We start from the raw sequence: 12,694 nt of genomic DNA, 5'->3' as shown, positions 1-12,694 counted from the left end.
CCATCGACTCGACATGAATTCATCGCCGCTGTCCCTACACCAGCGCGAACAAAAAATAAAAAACAGAAGAGGGCTTCCCATGGGAAGCCCTTTTTGTTGCCTGCAATTACGGGATTAACAGACAGGATCCCTGCGTGGCGCGGCTCTCCAGCAACTGGTGCGCTTTGCTGGCCTCTTTCAGCGCAAACTTCTGCTGTTCCGGCACATCCACTTTAATTGCGCCACTCGCCAGCAGAGAGAACAGTTCGGCGCTGGCGATTTCCAGCTCCTGACGGTTGGTGACATAGCCAAAGAGTGAAGGGCGGGTCACAAACAGTGAGCCTTTCTTATTCAGAATACTGAGATCAACGCCGGTTACCGGCCCCGATGCGTTACCAAAACTGACCATCAGGCCATGACGGCGCAGCGAGTCCAGCGACGCCTCCCAGGTATCTTTACCCACGGAGTCATACACCACGGCCACTTTTTTCCCTTCAGTCAGCTCGCTGACGCGTTGTGCAATGTTCTCTTCGCGGTAATTAATGGTCGCCCAGGCGCCGGCATTTTTCGCCATTGTGGCTTTTTCCGCTGAACCCACAGTGCCGATCAAATGCGCACCCAGCGCTTTTGCCCACTGACAGGCGATTAACCCGACGCCGCCGGCGGCAGCATGAAACAGGAAGGTCTCACCGGCGCTGATTTTATAGGTCTGGCGCAACAGATATTGCGTGGTGAGTCCTTTCAGAAAGCTGGCTGCGCCCTGCTCAAAGCTGATGGCTTCCGGAAGATGCATCAGGCGATCTTCCGCCACGTTGTGCACGTCACTGTAAGCACCCATAGCCGCCATGCAGTAGACCACGCGATCGCCGGGTTTAAACAGGGTCACACCATGGCCTACGCGCGACACCACGCCCGCGGCTTCTGTCCCCAGGCCTGAGGGAAAATCGGCAACCGGATAGAGCCCGCTGCGAACATAAGTATCGATGTAATTAATCCCGATAGCGCGATTTTCAACCTGCACTTCATGTTCAGCGGGGTCAGCAGGTTCAAAATCCGTCCACGCTAAAACGTCCGGACCGCCATGTGCGCTGAACTGAATACGCTTTGCCATTCTGACTCCTGTGATTGTTTCATCATGAGGGTGAGGCACGCACCCCAACTAAGGTATACTTGCGCGTCCCCACAGAAGATCGGTAATGCATTCACTATGGCAGGAAATAAACCCACCAACAAATCGAACGAAACGCAGGATCGCCAGCTCGCAGGCGTGAAAATGCCCCCGCATTCTCTGGAAGCGGAGCAGTCGGTGCTCGGTGGGTTAATGCTGGATAACGAGCGCTGGGATAACGTCTCTGAGCGCGTCGTCGCGAATGACTTTTACAACCGCTCGCATCGGCTGATTTTTTCCGAGATGCAGCGGCTGCTGGAAAACAGCAAACCCATTGACCTGATTACGCTCTCCGAATCGCTGGAAACCCGTGGTGAACTGGAGATGGCGGGCGGATTCGCCTATCTGGCTGAACTGGCGAAAAACACCCCGAGCGCGGCAAACATTGGCGCGTATGCTGACATCGTGCGTGAACGTGCGGTGGTGCGTGAGATGATCTCCGTCGCCAACCAGATTGCCGATGCCGGTTACGATCCGCAGGGACGTAACAGCGAAGAGCTGCTCGATTTTGCCGAGTCGAACGTCTTTAAAATTGCGGAAGCGCGCGCGGATAAAGATGCTGGCCCGAAAAACATTGAGCAGATTCTGGAATCGACCGTCTCCCGTATCGAATCGCTCTATCAGACGCCGCACGATGGTGTCACCGGCGTCGATACCGGCTATCAGGATCTGAATAAAAAGACCGCAGGCCTGCAGGGCTCTGACCTGATTATTGTCGCCGCACGTCCGTCGATGGGTAAAACCACCTTTGCGATGAACCTGTGCGAAAACGCCGCCATGCTGCAGGAAAAGCCGGTGCTGATATTCAGTCTGGAGATGCCCAGCGAGCAGATCATGATGCGTATGCTGGCCTCGCTCTCCCGCGTCGATCAGACCCGCATCCGAACCGGACAGCTGGATGATGAGGACTGGGCGCGAATCTCCGGCACCATGGGCATCCTGCTGGAGAAGAAGAACATGTACATTGATGACTCTTCTGGCCTGACGCCTACCGAAGTGCGTTCGCGCGCCCGGCGCATCTACCGTGAAAACGGTGGCTTAAGCATGATCATGATCGACTACTTACAGCTGATGCGTGTGCCGGCGCTGTCGGACAACCGTACGCTGGAAATTGCGGAGATCTCCCGCTCGCTGAAAGCACTGGCCAAAGAGCTGAATGTACCGGTGGTGGCGCTGTCGCAGCTCAACCGCTCACTGGAACAGCGTGCTGACAAGCGTCCGGTCAACTCGGATCTGCGTGAATCGGGCTCGATCGAGCAGGATGCGGATTTGATCATGTTTATCTACCGCGATGAGGTTTACCACGAAAACAGCGATCTCAAAGGGATCGCCGAGATCATTCTGGGTAAACAGCGTAATGGTCCCATCGGTACGGTGCGCCTGACCTTTAACGGTCAGTGGTCGCGCTTTGATAACTACGCGGGCCCGCAATACGACGACGAATAATCGCCGGTTTGTGCTGTCATGCACGATCTGTGCATGACAGCACCCATCATCAGAAAATAGTGTTGGACAACCTCTCGGGTAATCGGGTTATCTGTAATAAAGCGACGCCTGGACCGATGTGGAAACGGAATGACTCACGTAGACGATTACGACCTTAAAATCCTCACTTTATTACAATCTAACGGCCGTCTGACCAATCAGGAACTTAGCGATCTGGTCGGCCTTTCCGCCTCACAATGTTCCCGCCGCCGTATCAATCTGGAACAGGCTAATCTCATCCTGGGTTATCACGCCCGGCTGTCGCCCGATGCGATCGGACTTGGCATGGTGGGATTAATCGAGGTGCGCTTAATTAACCACACCGCAGAATATGTCGAGAGCTTTCACCGCATGGTGGAGCAGGAGCAGGCGATCGTGGACGCTTACAAAACGACCGGTGACGCTGACTATCTGCTTAAAGTGGCGGTGGCTGATCTCAATTCCCTCAGTGCACTAATCAGCCAGTTAGTCGCGGGCCACCAGAGTGTTTCCCATGTGAAAACCTCGGTAGTACTGGGACGAATGAAAGAGAACGGGCTGATGATGATCCCCGGAGAGAAGACGCGCTAAAAAGGTGCGTGATGTGCGGTTTTGGTGCACACTTGCGGCAATAAATGCAAGTAACGCGCATGTTAACGGACTTTAATGCATAGGTTGATGGTGCAGGCCAGAATTTGTGCACACGTTTCCGTTATAAAGCGCCTTAGATATCAACAGGATATCGCGGGCACTTCGTTTACAGCCGTTAAGGGTTGTGACGCTGGTGTGTTTTTTGCATAGAAACGGCATCTTTTGCACTGAGAAAACCTCCATGGATAACATCGCAGAACCCTCCCGCGTCCCACATTCGCGCATTGAAGATGCGCTGGCGATGGTGCTCGGCACCCTGATGGTCTCGTTCGGCGTCATTATGCTGAAACAGGCGGGCGCGCTGACCGGCAGCACCGCAGGCATCGCCTTTCTGATCAGTTATCTCTCGCCGCTTTCGTTTGGCAGCGCGTTTTTCCTGATCAACATCCCTTTTTACTGGCTGGCGGTAAAACGCATGGGCTGGGAATTTACCCTTAAAACGTTCTGTGCCGTCGGACTGGTGTCGCTGTTTACCCAGCTGCATCCGCTGTTCGTCCACTTTTCTGACCTTAACCCCTTCTATGCGACACTGTTCGGTAACGTCATCATGGGAATCGGGTTTATAGTGTTATTTCGTCATAAGGCGAGCCTGGGCGGCATCAATATTCTGGCCCTGTGGCTACAGGATCGCTTTGGGATCCGCGCGGGTAAACTGCAAATGGCGGTTGATACCTGCGTCGTGCTGGCCTCACTGTTTGTGGTGAGCGGCCCCATCCTGCTTGCGTCTATTGCGGGCGCGGTGATCCTGAATCTGATAATTGCAATGAACCATCGTCCGGGACGCTATCGGGTTTAATCCGCCTCTGACCTCTGGACCAATCATGGAGACCTACACCGTGTTTCAAAACGTTGATGCCTATGCTGGCGATCCGATTCTGTCGTTGATGGAAGCGTTCAAACAAGATCCACGCGAACACAAAGTTAACCTGAGTATCGGGCTCTATTACGACGAACAGAATATCATCCCGCAGCTGAAGGCCGTCGCCGCTGCCGAAGAGCAGATCTATGCTGAGCCGCATCAGGCTTCCCTCTATCTGCCGATGGAAGGGCTGAACAGTTACCGCAGTGCGATTGCACCACTGCTGTTTGGTGCCGATCATCCGGTGTTAAACGCGGGCCGGATTGCATCGATTCAGACGCTGGGTGGCTCTGGCGCGCTGAAAGTGGGCGCGGATTTCCTGAAGCGCTACTTCCCGCAATCTGCAGTCTGGGTCAGCGATCCGACCTGGGAAAACCACATCGCGATCTTTAATGGCGCAGGTTTTGAGGTCAATACCTATCCCTGGTATGACGCAGAGACCCACGGTGTGCGATTTGATGCCTTTATCAGCACGCTGAAAACCTTGCCTGCGCAGAGCATCGTGCTGCTGCATCCCTGCTGCCATAACCCGACCGGCGCTGACCTGACTGACGCGCAGTGGGATCAGATCGTTGAGGTGCTGAAAGCACAGCAGCTGATTCCTTTCCTTGATATCGCCTATCAGGGCTTTGGTGCCGGTATGCAGCAGGACGCTTATGCACTGCGTGCGGTCGCGGCGGCGGGTCTGCCTGCGCTGGTCAGTAACTCCTTCTCCAAAATCTTTTCGCTCTATGGCGAGCGCGTAGGCGGTCTCTCCATCGTCTGTGACAGCGCCGAAGAGTCAGCGCGCGTACTGGGCCAGTTGAAAGCCACCGTTCGCCGCAACTACTCCAGCCCGCCTAACTTTGGTGCGCAGGTGGTTGCGCGCGTTCTCAATGATGAGGCACTGAAAGGCAGCTGGCTGGCTGAAGTGGAAGCGATGCGTCTGCGTATTCTCGCGATGCGTCAGTCGCTGGTGGATGTGCTGAGTACCGCGCTGCCAGGTAAAAACTTTGACTACCTGCTGAAACAGCGTGGCATGTTCAGCTATACCGGCCTGAGTGCGCAACAGGTCGATCGTCTGCGTAACGAGTTTGGCATCTATCTGGTGGGCAGCGGCCGCATGTGTGTGGCCGGTCTGAACAGCAAAAACGTGCATCAGGTCGCTGAAGCCTTTGCCGCCGTGATGTAACGGCAATCAGGCGATAAATAAAACCGTCAGGGTTCGCTCTGGCGGTTTTTTTATGGGTCAGGGTTTACCTTTCGGCGTCATGCTGCACACTTAAACGGGATAACCGTTTCAGGAATACGCTATGTGGCATCAACAAACTATTACGCTGAGCGCGAAGCCGCGTGGATTTCATCTGGTCACCGATGAGATCGTCAACTCGCTCTCCGGACTGCGTGATATCAAAACCGGTCTGCTGCATCTGCTGTTACAGCACACCTCGGCGTCGTTAACCTTAAATGAGAATTGTGACCCGACGGTGCGCAGCGACATGGAGCAGCATTTCATGCGGCATGTGCCGGAGAACGCACCTTATCAGCATGACTACGAAGGGCGTGACGATATGCCGGCGCATATCAAATCATCGATTGTAGGCGTTTCGCTGTTATTGCCGGTTCAGCGGGGGCGTCTGGTGCTGGGCACCTGGCAGGGTATCTGGCTGGGCGAGCATCGCATTGAGGGCGGTGCCAGGCGGATTGTCGCTACGTTACAAGGGGAGTCGTAATGAATAACTCAGATTTATTGACCTACTGCATGAGCAAGCCGGGCGCGGAGCAGAGCGTCCACAGTGACTGGAAGGCAACGCAGATTAAAAGCAACGGTGTGCTGTTTGCAATGGTGCATGAGGCAAAAGGGCGGCCAGCCGTTTCGCTGAAATCGACGCCTGCGCTGGCCGAATTACTGCGCGAAGAGCATAGCGACATCATTCCCAGTGAGCATCTGAACAAGTCACACTGGAGCACGCTGTTTCTGGACGGCTCGCTGAAAGATTCGCAGATTTACTATCTGGTCGATGCTTCATTCCAGCAGGTTGCGGCTGCCCGATAAACGGCAATAAAAAAACCCTCTTACCCGAGCAAGAGGGTGTCAGATCTGACGGGTTACGCGGCAGGCTGCTCGCGCAGGGTATTGATGTCGATAACAAAGCGGTATTTCACATCGCTTTTCAGCATGCGCTCATAGGCTTCGTTAATCTGATCCATCGCGATCAGTTCAATGTCTGACGTAATGCCATGCTCACCACAGAAATCGAGCATCTCCTGGGTTTCTGCGATGCCGCCAATCAGTGAACCGGCGATGCTGCGACGCTTGAAGATCAGGTTAAACACCTGTGGTGCCGGGTGATCGTGCTCCGGTGCACCGACCAGCGTCATGTTGCCGTCCAGTTTCAGCAGGGTGATGAACGGGTTGAGATCGTGCTGAGCAGCCACGGTGTTCAGAATGAAGTCAAAGCTGTTCGCGTGCTGCGCCATCTGCTCTGGATCTTTAGAAATCACCACTTCATCGGCACCCAGACGTTTGCCATCTTCAATTTTGGACGGCGAGGTGGTGAACAGCACCACATGTGCGCCCATTGCATGGGCAATTTTCACGCCCATATGACCCAGGCCGCCTAAACCGACGATACCCACTTTCTTGCCAGGACCGACATTCCAGTGACGCAGTGGTGAGTAGGTGGTGATACCGGCACACAGCAGCGGTGCAACGCCCGCCAGCTCCAGGTTCTCCGGAATGCGCAGCACAAAGCTCTCATCAACCACCATCGACGTTGAGTAACCGCCGTAGGTAATGGCGCCGGTTTCACGATCTTCGCCGTTATAGGTGCCGACAAAGCCGTTTTCACAATACTGCTCCAGACCCTGCTGACAGCTCGGACAGCTGCGGCATGAATCGACCATACAGCCGACGCCGACCAGATCGCCGACTTTATATTTCTGCGTCTGCGGGCCAACAGCGGTCACGCGACCGACAATTTCATGACCCGGAACCACAGGGAAAATGGTGTTTTTCCACTCATTACGGGCCTGGTGCAGGTCTGAGTGGCAAACGCCACAGAACAGCACTTCAAGCTGAACGTCATGGGCGCGCAGCTCACGCGGCTTAAAATCGAACGGTGCCAGTTTGGATTTTGCATCCTGAGCAGCATACGCATGCGTAATATTCATGGTGTCTCCAGTTTCGATGTGTCGTGAGTGTTATTCGATGAAGTGCAGCAGCGTTAATGTGCTGCGAAAACAGGGCGACGCCAGGGACGTGCCAAAGAGGAACTGCTTAAGGATAGTCAGCCTGGGGAAAAGCGTATATGCCTATACATGTCTGAATCTTGCCTGATTCTGCATTTTTCTGGCTGAATCAGCAGATGACATGAAAAGGCCCGCACGCGGCGGGCCTGCAGGAATTACTTCTGTAACAGAGGCTTCAGGAAGCGTGCAGTATGGGATTTCTCACACTCCGCCACGGTTTCTGGCGTGCCGGCAACCAGGATTTCACCGCCGCCGCTGCCGCCTTCCGGACCGAGATCCACAATCCAGTCTGCGGTTTTGACCACGTCAAGATTGTGCTCAATGACCACGATGGTGTTGCCCTGATTGCGCAGCTGATGCAGCACTTCCAGCAGCTGCTGGATATCGGCAAAGTGCAGACCGGTGGTCGGCTCATCAAGAATATAGAGTGTCTGACCGGTGCCGCGCTTCGACAGTTCACGCGCCAGCTTCACACGCTGGGCTTCACCGCCGGACAGGGTCGTGGCGGACTGACCGAGGCGGATATAGGTAAGACCCACATCGATCAGCGTCTGCAACTTACGCGCCAGCGCCGGCACGGCATCGAAGAACTCACGTGCTTCTTCGATAGTCATCTCCAGCACTTCGTGAATGCTCTTGCCTTTATACTTCACTTCCAGCGTTTCACGGTTATAGCGTTTGCCTTTGCACTGGTCGCACGGCACATAAATGTCCGGCAGGAAGTGCATTTCGACTTTCAGCACACCATCACCCTGACAGGCTTCACAACGTCCGCCTCGAACGTTAAAGCTGAAGCGACCCGGATTGTAGCCACGCGAACGCGCTTCCGGCACGCCCGCAAACAGTTCACGCACCGGCGTGAAGATGCCGGTGTAGGTGGCTGGGTTAGAGCGCGGTGTACGACCAATCGGGCTCTGATCAATGTCGATCACTTTGTCGAAGTGCTCCAGTCCCGCCACTTCGCGGTAAGGTGCCGGTTCGGCGATGGTTGCACCATTCAGCGCTCGCTGGGCAATCGGGAACAGCGTATCGTTGATCAGGGTCGATTTACCCGAGCCGGACACACCGGTAATGCAGGTGAAAAGCCCGACCGGCAGCGTCAGCGTGACATCTTTGAGGTTGTTGCCGCGTGCGCCGGTAATCTTCAGCACTTTGGCCGGATCGCCTTTGACGCGTTCCTCTGGCACCGTAATACCCCGCTTGCCGCTCAGGAACTGGCCCGTCAGTGACGCGTCTTCCGCCATAATCTGATCGACGGTACCTTCAGCCACCACCTGGCCGCCATGGACGCCTGCACCCGGACCGATGTCGATGACATGATCAGCGGCACGAATCGCATCTTCATCATGCTCAACCACGATCACGGTGTTACCGAGGTCTCGCAGATGAATCAGGGTGCCAAGCAGACGTTCGTTGTCGCGCTGATGCAGGCCGATTGAAGGCTCATCCAGCACATACATGACACCGACCAGGCCGGCACCGATCTGGCTGGCCAGACGGATACGCTGCGCTTCTCCACCGGACAGGGTCTCGGCGGAACGGGACATCGAGAGATAGTTCAGGCCGACGTTGACCAGGAAGCTCAGGCGATCGCCAATCTCTTTCAGAATCTTCTCGGCGATCTGCGCGCGCTGGCCGCTGAGTTTCATGTTTTCAAAGAAGGACATCGCATGGCCGATGCTCATCTCAGAGATGGTCGGCAGCGTAGTGTTCTCGACGAAGACGTGGCGCGCTTCACGACGCAGACGGGTGCCTTCACAGCTGGCACAGGCGCGGTTGCTGATAAATTTCGCCAGCTCTTCGCGTACCGCTGAAGACTCGGTCTCTTTGTAGCGGCGCTCCATGTTATTGAGCACGCCCTCAAACGGATGACGGCGAACAGACGTATCGCCGCGATCGTTGATGTACTTAAATTCGATGCTCTCTTTGCCTGATCCGTACAGAATTACTTTCTGCACGTTCTCGGGCAGGCTGCCGAACGACGCTTCGATATCAAAATCGAGGTGCTCCGCCAGCGAACGCAGCATCTGGAAGTAGTAGAAATTGCGCCGATCCCAGCCACGGATTGCGCCGCCTGCCAGAGAAAGTTCAGGATTCTGCACCACGCGGTCAGGATCGAAGTATTGCTGTACGCCCAGGCCGTCGCAGGTTGGACAGGCGCCTGCCGGGTTGTTAAACGAGAACAGGCGCGGCTCCAGCTCGCTCATGCTGTAACCACAGATGGGGCAGGCGAAGTTAGCCGAGAAGAGCAGCTCTTCTGCGGCGCTGTCATCCATGTCCGCCACGATAGCCGTGCCGCCGGAGAGCTCCAGCGTGGTTTCAAACGACTCCGCCAGACGGGTCGCCAGATCGTCACGCACTTTAAAGCGGTCAATCACCACTTCAATGGTGTGCTTCTTCTGCAGCTCAAGTTTCGGCGGATCGGAGAGGTCACACACTTCGCCATCGATACGTGCACGGATGTAGCCCTGCGTCGCCAGATTTTCCAGCGTCTTGGTGTGCTCACCCTTGCGATCTTTCACCACCGGTGCCAGCAGCATCAGGCGACGGCCTTCCGGCTGGGAAAGCACCTGATCCACCATCTGGCTCACGGTCTGCGCCGCCAGCGGCACATCATGATCCGGGCAGCGCGGTTCGCCTACGCGGGCAAACAGCAGACGCAGATAATCGTGAATCTCAGTGATGGTTCCCACGGTTGAACGTGGGTTATGCGAGGTGGATTTCTGTTCGATGGAAATGGCGGGCGACAAACCTTCGATATGATCGACGTCCGGCTTCTCCATTAACGAAAGAAACTGGCGCGCATACGCAGAGAGCGACTCTACATAGCGGCGCTGACCTTCCGCATACAGCGTATCAAACGCCAGTGAGGATTTACCTGAACCTGACAGGCCGGTCACCACAATGAGTTTGTCGCGTGGGATGGTCAGGTTGATGTTTTTCAAATTATGGGTGCGGGCACCACGAACTTCGATCTTATCCATTCACCTTTCCCGGATTAGCAGCACTCACCGCGCCTTGCCGACACGGCCAGAATAAACGTGTCATTATGGCACAAAAAATAGACTGAATAAATATCCAGTACTCTTGCGCGCCAGAACAGAGAGCGTTAAAACTGGAACCCTGCTCGAAAGTGGGAAACAGTCCGCAGGACGTGTTAGAATTGATAGATTAGACTGTATGCATTAACTCATCGGGAGACAGCAACATGGCCAGTCGTGGCGTTAACAAAGTGATTCTTGTCGGGAATCTGGGTCAGGATCCGGAAGTACGTTACATGCCAAATGGTGGCGCTGTTGCCAACATTACGCTGGCTACGTCAGAGAGCTGGCGCGACAAGCAGACCGGTGAAAATAAAGAGATCACTGAGTGGCACCGTGTGGTGCTGTTTGGCAAACTGGCTGAAGTCGCAGGCGAATACCTGAAAAAAGGTTCGCAGGTTTACATCGAAGGCCAGCTGCGTACCCGTAAATGGCAGGATCAGGGCGGCCAGGAACGTTACACCACCGAAGTCGTGGTTAACGTTGGCGGCACCATGCAGATGCTGGGCGGCCGTCAGCAGGGTGGAAACGCGGGTGCGCCAGCAGGTGGCGGCGCGCAGGGTGGCAACAACAATGGCTGGGGTCAGCCGCAGCAGCCGCAGGGCAATAACAACCAGTTCAGTGGCGGCGCGCAGTCTCGTCCGCAGCAGCCACAGAGCGCGCCGGCCAGCAACAACAACGAACCGCCAATGGATTTCGACGACGATATTCCATTCTGATTTCGCTGGCTGGAATTCTTCTGGCAAAGAGTGCAAAAAGCCCGCTTATGCGGGCTTTTTTTATGCGCGGCTTTTGCGGCCTGTTACGACCATTCTGCCAGAATGGCCTCCGTGCTCAGCACACGCGGCACGTTGCCGGGGATCAGCAGTGAAGCCCACACCTCATTGTGCTGGTTAATCAGCGCATCGGCGCTGACCCAGCGGCGATCTGCCGTGGTGTGTGCATCCGCAGCGACGGTGATGGCATAGCCCGCACTGGCTCCGACTTTTATTGTGGTATCCAGGCAGTAGTCTGTGGCACAGCCGCACACCACAAATTCCTTAATCGCCAGCCTTTCTAACAGCGCGCCCAGCTCGGTTTGCCAGAAGCTGTCGCAGGCGGTTTTCGTGATGTAGTGCGCGCCAGCAGGCTGAGCGATTTCCGTCAGCAGCTCAAACGCTTCATTCCCCTCACACATCGTGCCTTCACGATGTTGTATAAAGAGGGTGATGTCGGCGCGTGCGGTCAGCCGGTTAATCTGCGCCACTCGTCCCGCTTTATCGAAGCGTGGCGAGCTGAATACGCCATTCTGCATATCGACAACCAATACCACCCGCTGTGCCATGCTTAACTCCATCTGGTTTAAAAAAACAGTGTTACCTGCGGCGTGATGGATAGCAATCTTTTGCATTTCCACCCTGGTCACAGGCATGCTTAACCCACTGGTTAAATAAGGAGAGAGAAGTGGACGGTGTTCCGGCGAGTTTCCCCTATGAAAAAGATCGCGCCCGCTTTCAGCAACTCGCAGAGCTGCCTGGTGTGGAGCTTTATCAGGCTCACATCTCCCGCTACGCCTTTGAACCGCATACCCATGAAGCTTTCGGAATTGGCACTATCGAAGCGGGTGCACAGCGCTTTCGCTATCGTGGCACTGAATATACGGCGCCGGAGAACTCGCTGGTCATGATGAATCCGGATGAGCTGCACACCGGTGAGTCCGCTTGCGAAGAGGGCTGGCGCTATCAGATGATCTACATTCAGCCGCAGCTGATGGACGAACTGACCGGCGATCGCGGCTGGTGGTTTAATGAGGCGCTGCTGACCGATTCACGTGTGGCGCAACCGCTCTCCCGAACACTTGCCGCACTCTGGCAGGCGGAGTCTGAACTGGCACGTCAGAGCCTGATCGCGGAACTGCTGCTGCAGATCCGTCCGCTGGCATGCATGTCTTCACAGGGCAGACCCGACACCCGGCATCGTTTTGATCAGGTAAAAGATTTCCTGCGCGACAACCTTGCTGAACCCGTGCGGCTGGATGAGCTGGCAGCGCTGGCATCGTTATCGCCATGGCACTTTTTACGCGCTTTTCGCCAGCACTATCACGTGACGCCCCATCAGATGCTGATGGCTTTCCGGCTCTATGACGCCAAGCAAAGGCTGGCTCAGGGAGAAGCGGCCGCCAGCGTCGCGGCGGCGGTGGGATTAACCGATCAGGCTCATCTCACCCGCGCTTTTGCCAATCGTTACGGCATCACGCCGGGCCGCTATCAGAAGCAGGTGCGCCAATCCTGATATCACCGCAATCTGCTACAAGCATTCCCC

At 55.6% G+C, this 12,694-nt stretch carries 12 protein-coding genes; 8 read left to right on the top strand and 4 right to left on the bottom strand.

What is annotated here, in order from left to right:
- Positions 1 to 106 precede the first annotated feature (106 nt).
- Positions 107 to 1,090, bottom strand: coding sequence for a quinone oxidoreductase (locus tag EE896_RS17735; protein ID WP_003855757.1), 984 nt, complete (start codon positions 1,088 to 1,090; stop codon positions 107 to 109).
- A gap of 96 nt (positions 1,091 to 1,186) precedes the next feature.
- Here EE896_RS17735 and dnaB point away from each other — a divergent pair, with 96 nt between their 5' ends.
- From dnaB to EE896_RS17705, 6 genes are all read left to right on the top strand, one after another.
- Positions 1,187 to 2,593: a replicative DNA helicase gene (gene dnaB / locus EE896_RS17730; protein ID WP_003855755.1), complete on the top strand. Its 1,407-nt coding sequence runs from the start codon at positions 1,187 to 1,189 to the stop codon at positions 2,591 to 2,593.
- A 129-nt stretch (positions 2,594 to 2,722) separates the two neighbouring features.
- Positions 2,723 to 3,202, top strand: coding sequence for an Lrp/AsnC family transcriptional regulator (locus EE896_RS17725; RefSeq protein ID WP_003855753.1), 480 nt, complete (start codon positions 2,723 to 2,725; stop codon positions 3,200 to 3,202).
- 241 nt (positions 3,203 to 3,443) lie between these two features.
- Entirely contained in the window at positions 3,444 to 4,058 is a 615-nt protein-coding gene (locus EE896_RS17720; protein WP_003855751.1) for a YitT family protein, read from the top strand.
- A 40-nt stretch (positions 4,059 to 4,098) separates the two neighbouring features.
- Positions 4,099 to 5,292: an amino acid aminotransferase gene (locus EE896_RS17715; protein ID WP_140916141.1), complete on the top strand. Its 1,194-nt coding sequence runs from the start codon at positions 4,099 to 4,101 to the stop codon at positions 5,290 to 5,292.
- 121 nt (positions 5,293 to 5,413) lie between these two features.
- Positions 5,414 to 5,833 (top strand): secondary thiamine-phosphate synthase enzyme YjbQ, encoded by a 420-nt coding sequence (locus EE896_RS17710; protein ID WP_003855749.1) that lies wholly within the window; start codon positions 5,414 to 5,416, stop codon positions 5,831 to 5,833.
- Positions 5,833 to 6,156: an MmcQ/YjbR family DNA-binding protein gene (locus EE896_RS17705; RefSeq protein WP_003855748.1), complete on the top strand. Its 324-nt coding sequence runs from the start codon at positions 5,833 to 5,835 to the stop codon at positions 6,154 to 6,156. The genes EE896_RS17710 and EE896_RS17705 overlap by 1 nt, the downstream gene beginning before the upstream one ends.
- 53 nt (positions 6,157 to 6,209) lie before the next feature.
- On the opposite strand, the gene EE896_RS17700 is transcribed toward EE896_RS17705, so the two are convergent.
- Complete coding sequence (locus EE896_RS17700; RefSeq protein WP_003855747.1) at positions 6,210 to 7,274, bottom strand: NAD(P)-dependent alcohol dehydrogenase; 1,065 nt, start codon at positions 7,272 to 7,274, stop codon at positions 6,210 to 6,212.
- Positions 7,275 to 7,507: 233 nt separating this feature from the next.
- Positions 7,508 to 10,336, bottom strand: a complete 2,829-nt coding sequence (uvrA, locus tag EE896_RS17695; protein WP_003855745.1) for an excinuclease ABC subunit UvrA — start codon at positions 10,334 to 10,336, stop codon at positions 7,508 to 7,510.
- A 224-nt stretch (positions 10,337 to 10,560) separates the two neighbouring features.
- Between uvrA and ssb1 the strand changes: the two genes are divergently transcribed.
- Positions 10,561 to 11,112, top strand: a complete 552-nt coding sequence (ssb1, locus tag EE896_RS17690; RefSeq protein WP_003855743.1) for a single-stranded DNA-binding protein SSB1 — start codon at positions 10,561 to 10,563, stop codon at positions 11,110 to 11,112.
- Between the two features lie 83 nt (positions 11,113 to 11,195).
- Here ssb1 and EE896_RS17685 read toward each other — a convergent pair whose 3' ends face one another.
- Positions 11,196 to 11,717 carry an isochorismatase family protein gene (locus tag EE896_RS17685; protein ID WP_105099584.1) on the bottom strand — a complete coding sequence of 174 codons (522 nt, stop codon included), beginning with the start codon at positions 11,715 to 11,717 and terminating at the stop codon, positions 11,196 to 11,198.
- Between the two features lie 119 nt (positions 11,718 to 11,836).
- Between EE896_RS17685 and EE896_RS17680 the strand changes: the two genes are divergently transcribed.
- On the top strand, positions 11,837 to 12,664 hold the full coding sequence (locus EE896_RS17680) for an AraC family transcriptional regulator (RefSeq protein WP_003855737.1): 828 nt from the start codon (positions 11,837 to 11,839) through the stop codon (positions 12,662 to 12,664).
- Positions 12,665 to 12,694 lie beyond the last annotated feature (30 nt).

The organism is Pantoea eucalypti (genome assembly GCF_009646115.1).
Taxonomy (GTDB): Bacteria; Pseudomonadota; Gammaproteobacteria; order Enterobacterales; family Enterobacteriaceae; genus Pantoea; species Pantoea eucalypti.
The sequence above is the reverse complement of the archived record's forward strand: the minus strand, read 5'-3'. Positions and strand labels throughout refer to the sequence as shown.

Coding starts and splice junctions, on each gene's coding strand:
- EE896_RS17685 (WP_105099584.1), bottom strand. CDS start 11,717: ATGGCACAGCGGGTGGTATTGGTTGTCGATATGCAGAATGGCGTATTC.
- uvrA (WP_003855745.1), bottom strand. CDS start 10,336: ATGGATAAGATCGAAGTTCGTGGTGCCCGCACCCATAATTTGAAAAAC.
- EE896_RS17705 (WP_003855748.1), top strand. CDS start 5,833: ATGAATAACTCAGATTTATTGACCTACTGCATGAGCAAGCCGGGCGCG.
- EE896_RS17720 (WP_003855751.1), top strand. CDS start 3,444: ATGGATAACATCGCAGAACCCTCCCGCGTCCCACATTCGCGCATTGAA.
- ssb1 (WP_003855743.1), top strand. CDS start 10,561: ATGGCCAGTCGTGGCGTTAACAAAGTGATTCTTGTCGGGAATCTGGGT.
- EE896_RS17735 (WP_003855757.1), bottom strand. CDS start 1,090: ATGGCAAAGCGTATTCAGTTCAGCGCACATGGCGGTCCGGACGTTTTA.
- EE896_RS17710 (WP_003855749.1), top strand. CDS start 5,414: ATGTGGCATCAACAAACTATTACGCTGAGCGCGAAGCCGCGTGGATTT.
- dnaB (WP_003855755.1), top strand. CDS start 1,187: ATGGCAGGAAATAAACCCACCAACAAATCGAACGAAACGCAGGATCGC.
- EE896_RS17725 (WP_003855753.1), top strand. CDS start 2,723: ATGACTCACGTAGACGATTACGACCTTAAAATCCTCACTTTATTACAA.
- EE896_RS17700 (WP_003855747.1), bottom strand. CDS start 7,274: ATGAATATTACGCATGCGTATGCTGCTCAGGATGCAAAATCCAAACTG.